The organism is Streptomyces sp. ME19-01-6 (genome assembly GCF_033793745.1).
Classification (GTDB): Bacteria; Actinomycetota; Actinomycetes; order Streptomycetales; family Streptomycetaceae; genus Streptomyces.
Window position 1 is genome coordinate 1 of the sequence record NZ_JARAXF010000015.1, and the last position, 18,682, is coordinate 18,682.

The 18,682-nt window shown below is 67.2% G+C and carries 20 protein-coding genes and 2 pseudogenes; 10 read left to right on the top strand and 12 right to left on the bottom strand.

What is annotated here, in order from left to right; genetic code table 11:
• Positions 1-242: 242 nt before the first annotated feature.
• The 3 genes from PV419_RS28900 to PV419_RS28910 form a co-directional block, all read right to left on the bottom strand.
• Complete coding sequence (locus PV419_RS28900; RefSeq protein WP_319693951.1) at positions 243-1,286, bottom strand: NAD(P)/FAD-dependent oxidoreductase; 1,044 nt, start codon at positions 1,284-1,286, stop codon at positions 243-245.
• A gap of 743 nt (positions 1,287-2,029) precedes the next feature.
• Positions 2,030-2,545 carry a DUF302 domain-containing protein gene (locus PV419_RS28905; protein ID WP_319693953.1) on the bottom strand — a complete coding sequence of 172 codons (516 nt, stop codon included), beginning with the start codon at positions 2,543-2,545 and terminating at the stop codon, positions 2,030-2,032.
• 54 nt (positions 2,546-2,599) lie between these two features.
• Complete coding sequence (locus PV419_RS28910; protein WP_319693955.1) at positions 2,600-3,478, bottom strand: alpha/beta hydrolase; 879 nt, start codon at positions 3,476-3,478, stop codon at positions 2,600-2,602.
• 223 nt (positions 3,479-3,701) lie between these two features.
• On the opposite strand from PV419_RS28910, the gene PV419_RS28915 reads away from it, so the two are divergent.
• The 3 genes from PV419_RS28915 (at position 3,702) to PV419_RS28925 (ending at position 7,315) form a co-directional block, all read left to right on the top strand.
• Positions 3,702-4,325, top strand: coding sequence for a TetR/AcrR family transcriptional regulator (locus PV419_RS28915; RefSeq protein WP_319693956.1), 624 nt, complete (start codon positions 3,702-3,704; stop codon positions 4,323-4,325).
• A gap of 907 nt (positions 4,326-5,232) precedes the next feature.
• Positions 5,233-6,171, top strand: a complete 939-nt coding sequence (locus tag PV419_RS28920) for an alpha/beta hydrolase (RefSeq protein ID WP_319693958.1) — start codon at positions 5,233-5,235, stop codon at positions 6,169-6,171.
• A gap of 199 nt (positions 6,172-6,370) precedes the next feature.
• Positions 6,371-7,315 (top strand): alpha/beta fold hydrolase, encoded by a 945-nt coding sequence (locus tag PV419_RS28925; protein ID WP_319693960.1) that lies wholly within the window; start codon positions 6,371-6,373, stop codon positions 7,313-7,315.
• Between the two features lie 201 nt (positions 7,316-7,516).
• Here PV419_RS28925 and PV419_RS28930 read toward each other — a convergent pair whose 3' ends face one another.
• The gene (locus tag PV419_RS28930; RefSeq protein WP_319693962.1) at positions 7,517-8,137 is read right to left on the bottom strand and encodes a TetR/AcrR family transcriptional regulator; all 621 of its coding nucleotides are present in this window, start codon (positions 8,135-8,137) and stop codon (positions 7,517-7,519) included.
• A gap of 94 nt (positions 8,138-8,231) precedes the next feature.
• Between PV419_RS28930 and PV419_RS28935 the strand changes: the two genes are divergently transcribed.
• The 4 genes and pseudogenes from PV419_RS28935 to PV419_RS28950 all read left to right on the top strand — a co-directional run.
• The gene (locus PV419_RS28935) at positions 8,232-9,056 is read left to right on the top strand and encodes an SDR family oxidoreductase (RefSeq protein ID WP_319693964.1); all 825 of its coding nucleotides are present in this window, start codon (positions 8,232-8,234) and stop codon (positions 9,054-9,056) included.
• Between the two features lie 222 nt (positions 9,057-9,278).
• Positions 9,279-10,292, top strand: a complete 1,014-nt coding sequence (locus tag PV419_RS28940) for a hypothetical protein (protein ID WP_319693966.1) — start codon at positions 9,279-9,281, stop codon at positions 10,290-10,292.
• A gap of 306 nt (positions 10,293-10,598) precedes the next feature.
• Positions 10,599-11,021 carry a cytidine deaminase gene (locus tag PV419_RS28945; protein ID WP_319693968.1) on the top strand — a complete coding sequence of 141 codons (423 nt, stop codon included), beginning with the start codon at positions 10,599-10,601 and terminating at the stop codon, positions 11,019-11,021.
• 323 nt (positions 11,022-11,344) lie between these two features.
• Positions 11,345-12,112 (top strand): annotated as a pseudogene (locus PV419_RS28950) (integrase core domain-containing protein); the annotation flags it as partial.
• Between the two features lie 25 nt (positions 12,113-12,137).
• On the opposite strand, the gene PV419_RS28955 reads toward PV419_RS28950, so the two are convergent.
• Positions 12,138-12,599: a hypothetical protein gene (locus PV419_RS28955; RefSeq protein WP_319694214.1), complete on the bottom strand. Its 462-nt coding sequence runs from the start codon at positions 12,597-12,599 to the stop codon at positions 12,138-12,140.
• On the opposite strand from PV419_RS28955, the pseudogene PV419_RS28960 reads away from it, so the two are divergent.
• The 3 genes and pseudogenes from PV419_RS28960 to PV419_RS28970 all read left to right on the top strand — a co-directional run.
• Positions 12,523-12,831: pseudogene (locus tag PV419_RS28960) on the top strand (DDE-type integrase/transposase/recombinase); the annotation flags it as partial. The gene PV419_RS28955 and the pseudogene PV419_RS28960 sit on opposite strands and share 77 nt — an antisense overlap.
• A gap of 1,222 nt (positions 12,832-14,053) precedes the next feature.
• Positions 14,054-14,407, top strand: a complete 354-nt coding sequence (locus tag PV419_RS28965; RefSeq protein WP_319693970.1) for a hypothetical protein — start codon at positions 14,054-14,056, stop codon at positions 14,405-14,407.
• Complete coding sequence (locus tag PV419_RS28970; protein ID WP_319693972.1) at positions 14,400-14,651, top strand: hypothetical protein; 252 nt, start codon at positions 14,400-14,402, stop codon at positions 14,649-14,651. The genes PV419_RS28965 and PV419_RS28970 overlap by 8 nt, the downstream gene beginning before the upstream one ends.
• Before the next feature lie 165 nt (positions 14,652-14,816).
• On the opposite strand, the gene PV419_RS28975 is transcribed toward PV419_RS28970, so the two are convergent.
• The 7 genes from PV419_RS28975 to PV419_RS29005 all read right to left on the bottom strand — a co-directional run bounded on the left by PV419_RS28975 (position 14,817) and on the right by PV419_RS29005 (position 18,531).
• Positions 14,817-15,368 carry an integrase core domain-containing protein gene (locus tag PV419_RS28975; RefSeq protein WP_319693974.1) on the bottom strand — a complete coding sequence of 184 codons (552 nt, stop codon included), beginning with the start codon at positions 15,366-15,368 and terminating at the stop codon, positions 14,817-14,819.
• Between the two features lie 591 nt (positions 15,369-15,959).
• Positions 15,960-16,202 (bottom strand): hypothetical protein, encoded by a 243-nt coding sequence (locus tag PV419_RS28980; protein WP_319693976.1) that lies wholly within the window; start codon positions 16,200-16,202, stop codon positions 15,960-15,962.
• Positions 16,199-16,342: a hypothetical protein gene (locus PV419_RS28985; protein WP_319693978.1), complete on the bottom strand. Its 144-nt coding sequence runs from the start codon at positions 16,340-16,342 to the stop codon at positions 16,199-16,201. The genes PV419_RS28980 and PV419_RS28985 overlap by 4 nt, the downstream gene beginning before the upstream one ends.
• Positions 16,343-16,357: 15 nt before the next feature.
• Positions 16,358-16,486 (bottom strand): hypothetical protein, encoded by a 129-nt coding sequence (locus PV419_RS28990; protein WP_319693980.1) that lies wholly within the window; start codon positions 16,484-16,486, stop codon positions 16,358-16,360.
• Between the two features lie 91 nt (positions 16,487-16,577).
• Entirely contained in the window at positions 16,578-17,654 is a 1,077-nt protein-coding gene (locus PV419_RS28995) for a GNAT family N-acetyltransferase (protein ID WP_319693982.1), read from the bottom strand.
• Positions 17,651-18,316 carry a Pr6Pr family membrane protein gene (locus PV419_RS29000; protein WP_319693984.1) on the bottom strand — a complete coding sequence of 222 codons (666 nt, stop codon included), beginning with the start codon at positions 18,314-18,316 and terminating at the stop codon, positions 17,651-17,653. The genes PV419_RS28995 and PV419_RS29000 overlap by 4 nt, the downstream gene beginning before the upstream one ends.
• On the bottom strand, positions 18,313-18,531 hold the full coding sequence (locus PV419_RS29005) for an MbtH family protein (protein WP_319693986.1): 219 nt from the start codon (positions 18,529-18,531) through the stop codon (positions 18,313-18,315). The genes PV419_RS29000 and PV419_RS29005 overlap by 4 nt, the downstream gene beginning before the upstream one ends.
• Positions 18,532-18,682: the final 151 nt, after the last annotated feature.

Here is an 18,682-nt window from a genome sequence, read left to right on the forward strand (position 1 = left end):
CGGTGGTCATGTCGGGGGCGGCGACGATCAGCGACGTATTCGCCATCACCGTGATCAGCAGGCTCAGGCACAGCACGAGCAGCGCCCACCAGCGCCGCGAGTACGGCCCGGTCATTTTCTCCACGGGGGTATGCGCAAGAAAGGACATCAGTAGCTCCTGAGGGGGACGGGGCGGACGAGCGGAATCACTTGATTGCCCGTGAGGCGAGTGGGTGACGGGCTGGGCTCTCAGGGCTTGGAGATCATCGTGTGGCCGCTGTGGGGCTTGCCTCGTTGATCGTCTGGAGGGCCGCGTCGGTGTCGGCGATGGCCAGCGTCTTGTTGATGTCGGCGCCGGCCAGTGCGCCGGCGGCTGCGGAGGCCCCGACCTGGGCGACCGGATCGGTGGCGTTGCCGGCCACCCACACGCCCGGTACCTCGGTGGTACCGGCCGGGCCGGAGGCGAAACCGCGGCCCGTCGGCAGGTCCTGGACCGGCAGGCCCAGACCTTCCAGACCCTGGGTGCGGGCCTGCATGTTCGGGCCGACCGCGAGGACGCGGCGGGCCACGACCTGGCCGTCGGCCAGGCGCACCCCGGCGAGGGCACCGTCCTCGTCGTTGACGACCTCGGTGACCGGGGTGTCGATGACGCGGATGCCGCGGGCGGCGAAGCGGGCGCGGCTGTCCTCGTCCAGGTCGGTGCCGTGGGTGAAGTAGGCCAGGTCCTCGGTCAGCTGACGGAACAGGAGCGCGTGGCCGATGGAGGCCGGGCCGGTGGCGAGGATGCCGATGGGCTCATCGCGCACCTCCCAGCCGTGGCAGTACGGGCAGTGCACCACACTGTGCCCCCAGTGCCCGGCGAGCCCGGGCACCTCCGGCAGCACATCCTTCAGGCCGGTCGCCACCAGGACGCGGCGGGCGGTGACGTGGCGGCCGTCGGCCAGGGTGACGGTGAACCGCAGGTCCCCGTCCGCCGACGGGGCGGCAGGCTCGGCCGCAACCACCTCGCCGAACACGACGCGTCCGCCGTACTGGCGCACCTGCTCCCGGCCCCGTCGAAGGATCTCGGACGGCGGGGTACCGTCCAGGGCGAGGAGGCCGTGCACGGCCTCCGCGGGCGCGTTGCGCGGGGAGCCGCTGTCGATCACGACGACCGAGCGGCGGGAACGGGCGAGGATCAGTGCACCGTTCAGCCCCGCGGCGCCCCCGCCGATCACCACCGCGTCGACGGTCCCCTCATCCAGCGCGTCGCTCGCGTACAAAGGAGTCGTCACAGCCGTGGCCTCCTGCCTTTCCTTGTCGGTCATGGTTCGGTCAGCCCTTCGAATTCCGGGTGGTTGCAGGGGGGCAGCTGTTCAGCAGGCCCAGGATGTGGTCGTCGACCGTCTGGGCGGTTGTGGAGAGTCCGGCCCCGGTTTGCTTGGGACGCTCGTGATGTACAGATCCAGTACGGCGATCAAAATCGCCGTCGCCAGGATCGTGAGGATCAGACCGGGCCTTGCGGGCCCTGGAAGGCGTCGCAACGCCGGGCGGCGCGGAGGAGTTCAAAGGCATGGGTTGCCCCCGATCGCGCCAGGTGTGCACGCAGCCTGTCCAGTGAGCTCCGGACAGTTATGTACTGAACAGCCAAAAACCTAGGCGGTTCTGTACTGGTCTGTCAAGTACGGCAGGTCGACCCTCGCTCACCACGACGATTCCCGGAATGTCGAGTTTGGTATTCTTGGTATGATCGCGGGCTTGGCCAGCAATGCGCCGATCAGGGCGGGGCTGCGAGGGCGGCGTTCACGTACATCACCCACCGCCACGACGCCCTTCGGTGAGCATGCCGCCGGGCAGCCCGAACCGCTCGATGGTTGCGGGCCCGTGGATGCCGGCGAAATCCTCGCCGAGGCGAACAGCAGAAGACCGCAGTGCCACGCTCTGATCGAGACTCAGCGTGGACCAGGTAGGGGCCGGTTTGATGCCGTATCTGATGGGCCATCAGCCCGCTACACTCCCGATGATGCCTCTGACCAGGTCAGACAGCGAAACGGTACTGGAGTGCCAAGGGTCAGGCCGTGATCAGCTCCGGTGGTACCGGCAGTGTCATGAGGCGGAGCAGTTCAGCGACTTTGGCGTCGAGTTGCGCTCCGACCTCGGCGATGCGGGGATCGCCGAAGCTGGCGAATTTGCTCGACGGCTGGTCGATGCTGAACTGCACGCGGCCGGAGGCGGTCTCGTAGATCGCGGTGCGCAGCGGGGCGTACAGGATGATGCCGGGGTCGTGCCGGAACATGGTTTCCGCGATGACGTTGTTTCCCATCATGTAGGTGACGGCGCGGTGTTGATGTCCCGAAAGCCGCATAACCGGCATCGGGTCCAGGGTCCAGAAGGCGGCGAACGAATGGGGTGTGCGGTCGGCGGTGTAGGCCTGCACCCGTGCGAGGTCACCTGTTGCGATCACTTCGGCCAGTTCGGCGAAGTCGATGGCGGGTACCAGCGATTCGTAGCGCCGGCGGACGTCGTCGAAGGAGTCCTGGGTGTCGATGACAAGGCGGTTGACGAGGTGGGGGACTGCCTGAGTCATGGCGCTTCCTCGTGTCTGGACGGGGATGGGCGGGGGGGTGCCGGTCGTTTGGGGTCAGGCCGCGTCGAGCAGGATCCGCGCCATCTCGTCGGGGCGCTCCAAGGCGGAGAAGTGTCCGGTGCGGGGCAGGGTGATGCGGTGGACGTCCGCCAGGGCGTTGGCCACGCAGTCTCGTTCGGCGGGCTTGGACCAGTCGTTTTCGCTGTAGACGAGGGTGACGGGTGCCGACACGCGCGGGTAGCGCTCGCGGGCCCGGTCGAATCCCTTGAGGCTGCGGAAGATCCCTCGGGACACCTTGGCGTAGCCCTTGCGGCGGCCGCTTCTCAGTAGCTCGGTGATGAAGTCCTCGGGCAGCCGGGTCTTGTCGACGTAGCCGCCCTGCAGAATGGCCCGGAAGATGGGCCGCGGCTCGAGGGGGGCGAAGAGGGGGCCCAGCACGGGCATCCGCACGCTGGAGATGATGAGGCGGGCGATCCAGTTTCCGCGTTCGCCTCCCTGGGGGTAGTCGTAGCTGTTGAACGCCACGACCCGGCTGACGCGGTCCTTGAGGTCGATCGATGCCGACAGGGCCAGGGCGCCCCCGAGTGATTCGCCCGACAGGGTGACGTCGTGGAGGTCCAGTCCTCGGACGAATTCGACGACTGCGGCCCGCAGTTGCGGCTCCTCGTACTGTGCGCCGGGGACGATGTCGGACCATCCCATCCCGGGCAGATCCAGCGCGTAGACCGTGTAGTGGTCCCACAACTGCGGAATCACCCGCTGGAAGTAGTCGAGCTGGCCGCGCACGGTGTGCATCAGAACGAGGGCGGGGCCGGTGCCCACTGTGTAGTAGCGCAGCCGCGAGCCATCGGCTCGGGTGAAGAACCGCACATCGCCGCGGCCGTTGCTCCAGGTTCTCGCGTACGTCGCGTCGGGAGACTCGTTGCGTTCCATGGTTCTGTCCTTTCAGGCGAGGAGCGTGCCGCAATACGGGCATTCTCTATATTTCGTTGACTTGCAAAGTTGATCAGGGTTCGCCAGAGGCCCGCGAGGGTCGTGTCGGTGATCGCCCGATCCCGAAGGAGGTGCGGGAGGACGGTTGTGTACTGGACAGTCAGAAACCTAGAAGTTCTGTACCGAGTTGTCAAGAAGGGTGGGTCGGCCGTACCTTCGATGTATGGCAAGACCACGAAGCTTCGACCCCGACCACGTCCTGCATGCCGCCGAGCGGCAGTTCCGCACCTCGGGCTACAACGGCACGAGCGTCGACGACATCAGCGCCGCCACCGGCCTGGGCCGCGGCAGCCTCTACGCCGCGTTCGACGGCAAGCACGGCGTGCTGCTGGAGGCCATGACCGGCTACTTCGCCCGGCTGGCGCAGGGTCCGCGGAAGATGCTCGACGGACCGGACGAAGGCGCCCTGGAACGACTGCACCAGTACTTGCTCCGCGCCGTCCACGGAGTGCCACTCGCCGCCGACGTGCCCCCCGCCGATGACCGGGCGGCAGCGGCCTGCTTCGCCGCCAAGATGGCCCTGGAGATCGGCGCCTCCGACCCCGAGGTGAAACGCCTGGCCAACGACTGCTTCTCCGTGGTCGCGACGGCGGTGGCCGAGTGTGTGCGAGCGGCGCAGCGCAACGGCGACATCGACCCCGACGCGGACCCCGACGACCTCGCCTACCTCCTGCTGACCATCATCCGCGGAAGCGATGTCGTCGGCGCGTACGGCCACAGCCCCGACCGCCTGACCTCGATCGCGGAGAGCGCGTTCGCCTTGCTGCCCCGCCCACGCCACCCCTGACAAGGGCGCGGCCAGCCCTGCTGCCCAGGCGTCTGATGCGGCCGGCCACTTCGACGCCGCGCAGGCACGGCCCGTAGGCACGCGCCGCTGGGCGGTCGGCGAAGAACTGCGCCCGCATCCAGTCGAGTTGCTCCACGACATGCGCGGTGTCGCCGGGCCTGAACTGCACGGTCAGCCGTTGTGGGGGTCGAGCCCCCGACGAAGAAGACTGCGGTCGCCTTCAGGATTGCCACGTCCTCACGCAGCCGACGGTTCTCCGCCCGCAGCCGGCCGATCTCCTCGTTCGCGCCCCCGGGCGCCTCGCCGCCGTCAATCTCGCCCTGGGCGACCCAGCGCCACATCGACTTCTGCCTGCCCCCCTGCTTGGGCACCGGCGGCACCGCCGCGGTATTTAGTCGGGCACTCGGCACGGTGCTACAGCACCAGCCGGACGGCTCGGGCCCTCGGCCCGGGACCCACCTTCTGCGGCATGACACGCATCCTTCCAACGCAGAAGGATGCGACATCAGGCCGACCGCTTGACAACTCAGTACAGAACCGCCTAGGTTCCTGACTATTCAGTACACAACCGTCCGGAACTCACCGGACAGGCTGCGTGCACACCTGGTGCGATCGAGGGCAACCCCAGCCCTTGAACTCCCCCGCGCCGCCCGGCGTTGCGACGCCTTCCAGGGCCCGCAAGGCCCGGTCTGATCCTCGCGATCCAGTACGGCGGCGAGTTTCATCACCGTACTGGATCTGTACATCACGAACGTCCCAAGCAAACCGGAGCCGGACTCTCCACTCGGTGAACAGCCAGCGTCGTGACCGCTCACCGGCACTGGCCCCGGCTTCAGACAGCCGTACTTGCTACTTGGTCCGGGCTCGCCGGACCGCGACGCCGCGAAGGCGGCTTGGAGTTGAACTCATGACACAGGTGACCCAGCCACCGGCGTTTGGCGAGGACTCCCCGGCCAGGGGGTCCCAGGGGAGCGACCGCGTCCGTCATCGGACGGTTCAGGCAGGCGGGCTGGAGGTTCCGATCCTTGAGGCCGGCAGCGGGCCGCTCGTTGTGTGCCTCCACGGCTTTCCCGACCATGCCGCCAGCTGGGCAGGGATCATCGACCGCCTTGCGCAGGAAGGGTACTGGGCGGTCGCGCCCGCACAGCGCGGATACTGGCCCGGCGGCGCGGCCCCCGACGGCTCCTACCGCATTGCCTCGATCGGCCAGGACGTCCTGACCCTGATCGAAGCGCTCGGTCGTGAGCAGGCGGATCTCATCGGCCACGACTTCGGCGCCGCGGCGGCGTACGCGGCAGCGAGCCTCGACGCCAGGCGTGTCCGCAAGCTGGTCACCATGGCGGGTCCCCATGGCCGTCAAACGCTGAACGCATTGGTCACCGACGGTGACCAGCAGCGACGCAGCTGGTACATGTTCTTCTTCCAGACAGCCCTTGCTGAGGCGGCTGTCGAACTCGACAACTTCGCCTTCATCGACCGGCTCTGGCGGGAGTGGTCGCCCGGCTATGAGCTGCCGGACGCGGAGCGGGCCGCGCTCAAGAAAACCCTGGGTGCTCCCGGAGTCCTGACCGAGATCCTGGGCTATTACCGTCAATTGTTCACGCCGCCGCCAGCGGACGAGGCGGCCCAAGCCCTGGAAGCCCGGGCGTTCGGTGCCATCACCGTCCCGTCGCTGTACCTCCACGGGACCGACGACAACTGCTTTTCCGTCGAATTGAGCGACGGCATGGATGACCTGTTCACGAACGGCTTCGAACGCATCGTCATACCCGGCGCAGGGCACTTCCTGCACCTGGAGCAGCCCAAGACGGTGGCCGACCACATCCTCGGCTTCCTGAACAGCTGACCCCCTGCCACACACCCAGAACCCGAGGGGCTGACCGAACCACGCCTGACCGGGAAAGGCAGGAGGCCACGGCCGAGCCCGCCGCCCCGTCGGCGGACAGGGACCTGCGGTTCACCGTCCCCCTGGCCGACGGCCTCAGAGCGAGCCGGCCGAGGAAAGCTGCTTCACAACCCCACCGCACCGGAAGGCACGAGATCCCGTGATTGCTGCTGAAGAGACGTTCGACGGCACATGGCCGTATCCCGCCCGCTTCAACCAGGCGGCCGGCTTCCGTCAGCACTACGTCGACGAGGGCCCCTCACGGCCCGACCAGACCATCGTCATGCTGCATGGCGAGCCCACCTGGGGCTACGAGTGGCGCCACCTGATCGGCCCGTTGTCGCGCCACCATCGCGTGGTCGTTCCCGACCACATGGGCTTCGGCAAGAGCGAGACACCGCCGGACCGCACATACGACGCGAGCGAACACATCCACAATCTCGAATCGCTGCTCGTCGACACGCTCGACCTCACCGACATCACCCTGGTGCTCCGTGACTGGGGCGGCCCCATCGGCACCGGGTTCGCGCTGCGTCACCCCGACCGCATCTCCCGGATCTTCGCCACAAACACCGTGCTGCCGCTCGCAGACGACATCGCCCCTCTCATGAAGGCCAACGGCGCCGACAGCCGCTGGTTCCAGTGGGCCCACTCGGCGCTGTCGGACGGCTCCTTCGAGCAGATCCTCGGAAACGCGGGTCACACCATCGCCCACCTGATGATCGACCTGCAGCATGTCGCCCGGCCCGAGATCGCCACGCCGACCTGGATCCGCGCCTACTCCAGCCCCTTTTCGACCCCGGCGGAGTGCCGCGGTGTCATCGCCTTCCCCCGGCAGGTCCTGGAGGGCCCGCAGGGCCCCCCGCCTGGCCCGCCGCCCATGGAAGCCGTCGCCGCGCTGCGCGCCGTGCCGGCGATGCTGGCGGTCGGGATGCGGGACACCGCACTGCTGCCCGAGTACGTGATCCCGTCGTTCAGGCTCAGCTACCCCGACGCCCCCGTGGTCGAGATTCCGGGCGCCGGCCACTTCCCGACCGAGGACGTGCCCGAGACGCTGCTGGCACTGCTCGAGCTGTTCCTGCAGACGACGCCCGTGCGCACCTGAACCCTCACTGTCGAACGGGCGGTTGCGCGCGTGCGGAGCCGGCCCTTCGCCGTGCGGCAGAGGTGATGCTCGATGGTCAGGAACAACCGGGTGGATCTCGGGATGCATCGAACGGCGCCCTCCGCCCGGACTTACGGGCCGGCAGGTCCGACCCTCGACCATCAGCGCCGCATCAGGGCGGAGATCGTTTATAGGACAGGCTCAGTCGGTGAATGCGCCCATGGCGCGGTCGAGCAGCACCGCCAGGGGGACCTTGCCTTCACAGGCGACCCAGCCGGTCGATGCCGCGTCCGCGCAGGCGAGGGCGGCCGCGACCAGGGCGGTCGGCCGGGGATCCTCCGGCTGGTCGGGGCCGGTCCCTAGCCGGCGGGCGATTTCCGGGACCATCATCTCCTGCCAGCCCAGCTGCTTCTCGTAGTGCCGGGCCCGCAGGGACGGGGTCTCCTGGAGCATCCGCAGATAGTTCAGGGTGCGCTCGGGTGCCGCCTCGTTCATCTCCGTCATCACGTCGAACGCGCGGCGCAGCGCTTCCCAGGGCCGTTCCTCGTCGGGCCGGGCGGCGAGCGTGTCCGCGATTTGGCGGCCGATCTCCTCCAGGTCGACCAGGACGATGTCCTCCTTGGTGCCGAAGTGCCTGAACAGGCTGGCGCGCGAGAGCCCGGCCTCGGCGGCGATCTGGTCGACGGTCGTGCGGTCAAAGCCCTGCTCCATGAAGAGCCTGAGCGCCACCTCGGTCACTTCCGCCCGGATCGTGGCGCGCATGCGCTCGCGCAGGCCGGGCTTGGCTGTGGAGCGGGTGTGAGTGCCGGAGGAGTCAGTCATGCCTCAAGAATACACGACAGCTCAACTTGATACGCAGTCTCATACGGGTGTACGGTCTCTCCATAACCCCTCGTTTCGAGCAGGAGTGTTTTCCATGAGCAAGATCTGGTTCATCACCGGTTCCTCGCGCGGTTTCGGCCGCCAGTTCGCCGAGGCCGCGCTCGAGCGTGGCGACAAGGTCGCGGCCACCGCCCGCAACACCGACTCCCTCAAGGACCTGGTCGCCGCGCACGGCGAGGCGATCCTTCCGCTGACCCTCGACGTCACCGACAAGGCCGCCGCCACCGCGGCCGTCCAGCAGGCGCACGCGCACTTCGGTGGCCTGGACGTCGTCGTCAACAACGCCGGCTACGGCCTGTTCGGCGCTGTCGAGGAACTGACCGAGCAGCAGGTCCGCGACCAGATGGAGACCAACTTCTTCGGCGCCCTGTGGGTGACCCAGGCAGCCCTGCCGCTCCTGCGCGAGCAGGGCAGCGGCCACATCGTGCAGATCTCCACCATCGGCGGCGTGACCACCTTCCCCAACCTCGGTGGCTACCACGCCTCCAAGTGGGCCCTGGAAGGACTGACCGAATCCCTGGCCAAGGAGGTCGCCGCGTTCGGGATCAAGGTCACCCTGGTCGAGCCCGGCGGCTTCGCCACCGACTGGTCCGGCGCCTCCGCGAGCTTCGCCGAGCAGCTGCCCGTCTACGACGGGGTGCGCGCGGCCGTGGCCGAGGGCTGGCGTGACATGAAGATCGGCGACCCCGCCGCGGCCGGACCGGCGCTTCTGCAGATCGTCGACGCCGACACCCCGCCCCTGCGCGTCTTCTTCGGCACCGCGGGACTGGAGCTGCTTCCCCCCGTGTACGCCGAGCGCCTCAAGACCTGGCAGGACTGGGCCGACGTCTCCGCCCTGTCTCAGGGCAACCCGGCCTGAACGAGCGGCGGTACGTGCCTGGCCATACCCTCAGCGCCAGGGCACACCCGTCACAGCAGGTCAGCGGCGCGCCTCGCCGCTGCTCTGTCCAGCCGCCCCCTGCCCGGCCGGGTCTTCGACGCCCTCATCAAGCGCGCCTGCGGTGCGCCGGCCGGACCACAGATCCCCGAAAACTTCCACACAACACGCCCCGCACCAAACGGATGCAAGGAAGACCCCCTCATGACCAACAACAGCACCCGCCCCAAGGCACTCATCGTCGTCTCGGCGGGATCAGAACTGCCGCTGACCAAGCCGGAAGGCGGCCGCAGCATCACCATCGGCTGGTTCCTCGTCGAGCTGGCCGCTGTTCTCGCCCAGTACGAGGACACCCACGACTTCGTCCTCGCCACGCCGGACGGCAGTCTCCCCACGCTCGACATCAACGGCATGGCGCTCGCCATGCACGGCGGCGCCAACCTCGGCTCGGACCTCATGCGCATCGCCATGGAGAACGAGCAGTACAGCGCCGAAGAGGTACGCGAGAAGAACCCCGAGCTGCTCGCCCGCCGTGAGAGCGAGCTCGCACTTCTGCGTCGCCACCTCGGTCGGATGCCGGTCTCCCCGATCCTGCCGAACACCGACAAGGAGGTTCGCACCATCCGTGAGGACCTCGTCGCCAGCCTTCAGGCCCTGCCGGAGCACAAGTGGTACTCCATCGAGGACCTGCTCACCCGGCACCGCGACGCAACCGACGACTTCTCGCTCGCCGGCTTCGACTTCATGCACGCCCCGGGCGGCCACGCACCGATGATCGACTTCCACGACAACCCGCTCATCGGCGAGCTGCTCCACCAGCTGCGGGAGAACGACGTCCCGATCTCACTTATCTGCCACGCGCCCGTCGCGATGACCGCCGCCAAGTATCGTGTCGACGCCGACGGCAAGGTCAGCGTCAACGAGGACCACGCGTTCAAGGGCGCCCACATCACCACCGTCCCCGACCACGGCGAGCTGCAGATGCTCGACGGCGGCTACCCGAAAATCCCCGGCGAGGAGACCCGCCTGGAATTCTTCGTCGACGTGGTGCTCAAGGACGCCGGATACAAGGTCGACACGACCGAGAACATGGCCGAGGTCCTGGTCGTCTGGGACGAGAACCACGGTGTCCTGACCGGCAACGGACCGCACTCCATCGACGCGCAGACCGCCCGCCTGAACGAGATCGTGCAGCACCGCAAGGCCGCACGATCCTGACCAACGCACCGGCTGGTCGCATGTCAACCAGTGAGGGTGGAGATCAGGAGGCCCCCGGGGCGATGGGTTGGGTGCCCATCACCCCGGGGGCCACGCCGTCCCCCCAAGGGCTTGCAGATCATCGACACGCCGTCTTGACCTTGTCGCTGGGGTGGCTGCTAAGGATGACAACCCGCCGATCACGACAGTCCGACAGCCGATTCGCGCCCCGGGCACGCAACGCCGTGACGTCCTTGTCATCTCGGATCGCTGACGCGCATCCACGTCCGCTCCGCAACCCCCACCACCTGGCCAAAGGATGGACCCATGACCGACATCAGCGCAGACCAGTGGCAATCGCTGAAGGAACACGCGACCGAAGCGATGCGGAAGGCATACGTCCCCTACTCCCACTTCCCCGTCGGGGTCGCCGCGCTGACCGATGACGGGCGCATCGTAACCGGCGCGAACATCGAGAACGCTTCCCACGGAGTGGGCCTGTGCGCCGAGTGTTCCCTGATCTCCAACCTCGTCATGACCGGCGGAGGCAAGCTGACGGCGTTTGCATGCGTCGACGGCGACGGTGAGCGCCTCATGCCGTGCGGGCGCTGCAGGCAGCTCCTCTTCGAACACTCAGCACCCGGAATGCTCCTCGACACCATCAGCGGCATCAAGACGATCGAACAAGTACTGCCTGACGCCTTCGGCCCGCGCACACTCGACGCGTACCGACGCAACCACACAACGTAGCGCGACGCCCCCGACCCCATCGCGAGTCTCGAGGCTCCATTTACAGGAGATGAGGCTCGCGTACCTGGAATTCATGAGCCTCAGCCGGACCGTTCTGCTGGCGGCTGATCGACGCCATGGCCGATGCCGCCCCGGACGCCTGGCGCCGCCTGGTCGCGTGGATGACTCAGTCCTTCCAGGCCCCGCCCTGGCCCGCTGCTGAACCCTCCGGAACAGAACCAGCGACCGGTGAGATAGGGCGACCGCGGTGAGGCCGCCGTCGTGTCCAGACTCAAGCAGGGCCTGAGTCTGGACACCGGACAGGCTGAAACCCTGTCCATAACATACGATCCATCCGCGCCCTGGTGCTACGGCTGGCACGAGAAAATTCCAGCTGGGGCTACCGGCGCATCCACAGCGAACTCGCAGCCCTCGGCATCAAGCTCGCCGCCAGCACCGTGTGGAACATCCTCAAGGAGCACGGCATAGACCCCACACCCGAACGCGACCGCACCACCTGGGCGTCGTTCCTGCGCTCCCAGGCCCAGTCCATCCTCGCCGCCGACTTCTTCGAGACCAAGACTCTGACCGGAGCGACGCTGTACGTCCTCGCAATGATCGAACATGCCACCCGCCGCGTGCGGATCCTCGGCGCGACGGCACATCCGACCGCCGCCTGGGTCACTCAGCTCGCCCGGAACATGGCCATGGACCTCCAAGACGCAGGCACCGAAGTGAAGTTTTTGATCCGGGACCGGGACGTTCGCTACCCGACATCCTTCGACACTGTCCTACAAGCCGAGGGTATCGAGGTCGTCCAGACCGGCGTCCGGATGCCGCGCATGAACGCGATCATGGAGCGTTGGGTGCGGTCATGCCGAACCGAACTCCTCGACCGCACCCTCATCTGCAACCAGAGCCATCTCCTCCACACACTGCGCGAGTACGAGGCGTTCTACAACGAGCACAGACCTCACCGCACTCTCGCAGGCGCCGCGCCACTCCACCCCCTACCCGAACCGATCACCGCCCCCGACCAGCTCACCCATCTCCACGTCCATCGACGCGATCGCCTCGGCGGCCTCCTGCACGAGTACCGACATGCTGCGTGACCAGCACGGACGTAGTTCTTGGCACCTACAAGCCGCCATCGACACGCACGAGCCTCCCCGGTGCGTCGACCCGGTAGACCTCCGGCGGCAGAGTCTTCCCGTCGATGTCGACCGAGACGACGTCATGCACGAGACCGGGAAGGCAGACCTCGCAGAGCTCCGTGCATGAGCAGTCGCTCTTGCAGCTGCAGGGGGCGCGGTGGAGGATCTTGACGTCCCCGGTCTGATCACCACCGAGGCCAGCGAGGTTGCCGTACAGCGTCCGCTTGTGGACCACGTCCAGGTGCCGGGCGATCTCCAGGGCGGCGAGCATGCCGGACTTCTGGACGGGCATGGGGACGTGCAGCTCGTATGACAGTGGGTCGGGGTGGCCCAACTCAATGAGCACGTCCCGCGTCTCGCGCAGACCCCGGAACAAGGCCGCGGCCAGGCGTTTCTTCCGCAGGCTCCTCAAGAGGACCGGTGCGGTGTCGCGGGTGGTCGTCACGGACAAGTTCCGCTCCTACGGCGCCGCTCACCGCGAGGGCATAGCCTCCGTGGAGCACCGACGGTCGAAGTACCTGAACCAGCGGTCCCCGTCCGCCTTCAGCGGCATCTCACCCCACTTCCGGCCCCGCCAGCGTCTCATGACCGCCCCCGACCACCGGACCGAGATGGGCATTCGCCTCGCCATCGGGGAGCAGGTCACTGGCGTCGCCGATCGGCCCACCGCGGCCTGAGCACAGGCCGGCATCCAAGCCCACCAAGGGCCCCGACACGCCGTCAGACACCCACGCCCCAATAACGTGACAGTGCCGGCATGCGGTCTCTGACCACTGCCGCCTCGGCCCCGGTCTCCTCCTGGACCTCGATCAGCCCGGTGTCGACGGCCAGCTGCCATGCCTCCGCCGCGTATCCCGGCCCGTCCTCGTCGGTGCCGAGGCCCAGTCCCAGCGCTTGCGCTCATGCACTCATCGGCGCCATCACTTCCGCTCGCTTGGCACACTATTTATTCCGACAAGGCCCCGCAAGGCTGTCTCGATACGGCGCCCCAGAGCCGGTACGGCACTCACGCCCTGGGAGTGCCCCATCTGTCGGCGGACGTCAAGGGGCTTTGCCGCCCCTTGGCATACGTCGTCCACGGCGGCGGAGAGCCCCATGTGCGGACTGCCTGCGGAAACCTGCCCACAGAGGGCATCGACGGTCTCCCCTCCCCTGTCGCATGGGGAGCACGACACCGTGCTCCCACCTCGAAAGGTGCTCGAGAGCCGACAAGGGGTCCTTATGCCTCTCGATGCGAAGAGCATCCGAATCGATGGGGTGACGTCGGCGGCCTGTGGTTGACGACGGCGCGTGGCGGCGCGGTATGGCGCTGTAGGTCTACCTGATCGGGTGACGGACGAATCGGACACCGTTGACACGTCTGCGAGTTGGGAGCACGAGGGCTCCCAAAGGGCTCCCACTTGCTCCCAGCCCGGAAACGGCTAAGGCCGCCTCCGCTACCCACGGAAACGGCCTCCGACCTGCGAAAACGCTGGTCGGGACGACAGGATTTGAACCTGCGACCCCTTGACCCCCAGCCCAGTGACCACTCTCGGTAATCAACCATATCGCACCGTAGTGATCCGTTCAGAGCCTTGTGCAGGCCCTACGGAGCCCACGAGATGCACACCTCGCACACTACGCGCCGGCCAGGGTCACTGGGGCCGCGCCCACGGCCTGTACCCCTCCTTCGGGTGATGCGAACCGCGCTCCAGCGACTTTGACCGCGCGGGCGCCAAGCTCACCACCGCCCCTCTTTCCGATCCATGAAACGCCCCACGCTCACCCCCAGCAGAGGCTGATCTTCCGGCATAACGGGAGCGCGCACACCGGGCGACGTAGCGTCAATGCCGCCACTGACGATACGGATGGGAGATAGGCTGACGCAGGACGCGCACAGGGGAAAGGAAGGGGCTGACCATGACGCTGCCGCATACAGAGAGTAACGGCCCGCTGATCGCCAGACCTGCCCTCACACTCCCTGCGTTGCGCCAGGCCGTGGCCACGGTGGCGCCCTCCCGCTTGCCGGAGTTCTTCGAAGACATGCAGAAGGCGTTCATCCGGGCTGGCGAGGAAGACAGCGTCGTGCCGATCCGGATGTTCTACCGCCAGTGGGGGGTGATCGTGGAGGTCGAGCGGTACCCCCAGACAGCCCGACGGCTACACGCGGCCGAAGCCGCCATGGACAGCGACGATGCCGACGTGCGGGCCCGCGCCATCCGCGAGGCAGGGGAGATCGTACGGGCGGCGCACCGAGAGGTCGCTGGTGGCTGACTGGCACTGGGAAGCCGACCCGGACAATCTCCTCGATGACCTGCCGCCCCAGGCACGTGCCCACGCTGAGCAGCTTGCACAGGAAATCGCCGTGCGTGAGTCCATGGTTTTCCTCGAAGGCCCCTCATATACCGGCTCCAGCCCCGGGCTGCGCACAGAGGCCCAGGGGCAGCTCATGCTCACCTATCTAACCGATGTCCGCGGCGAACGCATCGTGGTACTCCAAGCGACCTGGTTTGGCTGAGTAGGGTTGGGGACTACGCGGTGGCTGACGCTCCGTTTCCAGTCTGCGGGTGCCGATAATTCATCCATGCTGGTGCGAGCTTGATCAGTAATCTTCCGCTCTGCCTGAGCTCTGCCCTTGCCGAGAATGTCATCCGCCCTTGTGGGTGCCGGAAACGCTGTCAACCTATGCGACCTGCTTGTATTCGCGGATGAGGCCACCAAGTCGATCACGCCGGGAGACCGATGTGGAGGCGCTGGCTGGCCGCGGTTCAGGTGTGATCAGCGGGTCTGGTGGCCGTTGGCAGAGGGATCGGTGTGGCCGGTGTCTGCTGTAGTGCTCCGCGTACTCATTGACGACGAGGCGGAGGTGGTTCTGGCCGGTGATCAGGATGCGGTCGGTGGCCTCGCGGCGACATGATCCGATCCAGCGTTCTGCGATTGAGTTCATCCGGGGCGCCTGGGGCAGTGTCGGGATGACCCGCACACCGACCGCTTGGAAGACGGCGTCGAAGCTATCGGTGAAGTACGCGCCGCGGTCCCGGATGAGGAACCTGATCGACCCCGCGCGGCCGCCGAGGTCCATAAGGTAGTTGCGTGCCTGCTGAGTGATCCACGGGCCGGTCGGGTGTCGGGTGATGCCGGCGATGTGTACCCGCCGGGTGCCGTGGTCGATGAAGAACAGCACGAACCAGCGCCGCAAGAAGGCGGTGTCGATGTGGAAGAGGTCGGTGGCCACGATCGCGGAGGCCTGGCCTTGAGGAAGGTAGCCCAGGAGCGGTCCGTGCGCTGCGGCGACGGGTCGATCCCGGCCTCCTTCAGGATCGACCAGACGGTCGAGGCGGCGACTTTGCATCCCAGGCCGAGGAGTTCTCCTTGGACGCGGCGATATCCCCATCCAGGGTTCTCCCGCGCCAAACGCACGACCAACTGCCGCAGCGCCTCTGGTTTCGGTGGTCGACCAGGACGACGGGAGGGGTAGGTCCATTTCCAAGCGATGAGCCGTGCGTGCCAGCGCAGAACCGATCGCGGAGTGACCAGCAAGGCCACCTGGGTACGCCGTTCCTTGCTCACGATCCGGAGCAGAGCTGCCATGACGGCCCTGTCGCTCCAGGAGAACCGAGGCCGAAGCCGGTTGCGCTGCGCGATGGCGAGCTGATGCCGGAGCATCAAGATCTCGACATCTTTCGCCGCACTCGAGCGGGCCAGAAGGACAAGCCACCGGAACGTCTGACAAGCGAGCAGGTAGATCAGCCGTATCACCACGCCCCGCATGTTGCCCCAGAACAGCCTGCAGCCACCCGAGCTCTGGCAAACTCGAACCAGCAGGTCAACCTGGGTGACATACTTTCCGGCACCCACAGGCGCGGACACGCGGGGCACCATAGGTGCCGTGGGACCGCTCATGATGGGCCTTGATCTTCTCGGTCAGTACCGCGTCCTCGGCCTGACGGCGGGAGGGGCCGCGTCTCTTCCACGCGTAGTAGCCCTGCCGCGACACACCCAGCAGCCGGGCCATGAGGGAGACGTCGTGGTGTGCCGTGTTCTCGTCGATCAGCCGGTAGCACGTCACCGGCCGGTCTCCCGGACGAAGAAAACCGTGGCCTTGCGGAGGATCTCCTTCTCCTCGCGCAGCTGCTTGACCTCACGACGCAGCTGGGCGAGTTCCTCCTTCTCGTCGCTGGTCAGGCCGGGGCGCTTTCCGGCGTCCACTCGGTCCTGGCCGGCTCAGGCGCGGATGGTCTGCGCGGACGGCTCGAACTCCTTGGCCAGCTCCTCCGGCGTGCGGCCGGCCCTGACCAGCTCCACGATCTGGCGACGAAACTCCGGCGGGTAGGCCGGGCGTGTTCTCGGCACGATGAACTCCTCCTTGCGGGGACCAGTGTCCCCAAACGGATGGTTGTCCACCAAACCGGAACAACTTCACCCGGCTCAACCTGCTCGGCCATCAAGTATCCCTCCAATCAACAGAAGCGGTCCGACCTGCGCCAGTGGTTGATTTCACATCAGATTCCCGGCTGGTGAATGGCTTGCGATAGCGGCCGAAGGTGGCCACCCGCCGGAATCCGACGCTCTCGTACAGCTCGTAGGAGCGGTACGGGTTCGCGGCCCCGGTGAACAGCCGGGCGCTGTGCTCGCCTTGCCTGGCCAGCGCGTGCAGACCGGCGAGGAGCAGCGCCCGGGCAAGGCCTTTGCGTCGCCGATCCTTCCTGACACTTAGCTCGCGCACCTCGCCAACGCTGTTGCCGCGCGGACCGGCCACGCACAGCGCGGCACCCGCCACCCCCGACCCGTCCCAGGCGACCTGCCAATGCGCCGGCTCGGCGCCGTTGACGAATCCGGAGAAGTCCCAGCCCCCGACGTTGCCGGTGTCGGCATAGGCTTCGCGGATCATCTCCCAGATGGGGCGATAGTGTGCCTCCTCGACGGGTCGCAGCTCAGTCCCGTCCGGCAGCGTGCCGGGCAGGTCCGGAAGGTGGCGGAGATCCGCCAACTCGAATTCGACAACCCGGAAGACGCACGCGTAACCCAGCTCCTCGAGCAAGTCCACCGCATCGGCTTCCACGTCGGCGGCATTCGCCGCGAAGCACGCCCGATCCGCGGTCCCGTGCTCCGCGACGAGACGCGCGATCCGTCCCTCCGCCCACCGCACCATCGCCGTGCCGATGCCCTGACCGCGCCGCTCGGGCAGGAGCCGGCCTCGGTGCAGATAGACCACGGTCCCGTCCCCATCGGTCCACGAAATGATGTGGGCGTGGCCGACCACCGTTCCCCCGTGCTCGACGATGATCTGGTCCCGCGACGGGTCCTCGGGCGCTGTGGCGAAATCCGCGATGCCCTCGGCCGTGGGCATCGGTTCGACCACCGAGTCCGCGTGGACGCCTCCCTCGTTCCGGCAGCCCAGCCGCACCCGGAGCAGGGCCGGATGGTCTGCCTCGCCCCGATACGGCCTGAAGGAAACTCCAGCCATCGACGGCGCCGCCATCTCGCCGTCAGCGTTGTCCGGCATGTCCTCATTCGTCACGCTCTCACCACGTTGCCGGGCTGCCGGAAACGCTTCAGCCGTCCGGCCGCCGAGATCAGGTAGCCGAGTACCGTGAATCCGACGAGAAAGGCGGCGATGTAAGAGATCAGTCCGCCCGTGCCGACGCTGTCAGCGTTCAGGAAGTAATAGGGATAGCGATCGGTCATCGCTCCTCGGATCAGCACCACCGTCAGGTAGCCGAACAGGTAGCTCAGCCACGCCACCGGGTACCAGGCGCGCACGAGTGCCTGACTGGTGCCGACCAGCCACCAGTCGGCCAACACCGCGACCGGCACCACGACGTGCGCCAACGTGTCACCCAGCCCGTAGGACTCCCACCCGTCCGCGAGCAGCAGGCTGTACACGATCCCGGTGATCATGATGTACAGCGTCACCGCGCCCCGGAGAAGTGGTCTAGGGACCGCTGAGGGCTCGCGGCGTGGCGACGGGCGCGCCGCCTGCCACAGGAAGTAGGCGGCGACCATGAGGTTGCTCTGCTGGGTGAAGGACATGAGGCTGTCCATCACGGTCTCGTACGCGACGGTGTTGATCCCCAACCCGGTGATCGCCGCGATGGCTATGGCGAGGCGCCAGGCCCTGGTCAGCACTCCCGACTCGGCCGCCACAACCTCAGCATCCCTGGTGAGCGCGGGTGCGGTCACTCGCTTTGCCTCTCCATCTCGCGTATCAGGCTGGCCGGCCTCATGTCGGTCCAGCTCTCCTCGACGTAGGCCAGGCACTCGGTGCGGTCGGCCGGGCCGTGGGCGGATGTCCAGCCGAGGGGAACGTCGGCGAACGCGGGCCACAGCGAATGCTGGTTCTCGTCGTTCACCACAACGAGGAAGGTTCCGTCTTGGTCGTCGAACGGGTTGGTCATCGAACGGTCCTTACGTTGTAGGTGGGTTGGTTTCGTCCACTCGTAGGATCGAAAGACCCAGGGATGCCGGGTGTTGCTTGGTTGGTTCAGCTGTTTGAGGGAAAGGCCCCCGCGAAGCCCTGTTCCGCTGGGCTGATGCGTTTACGGCGAG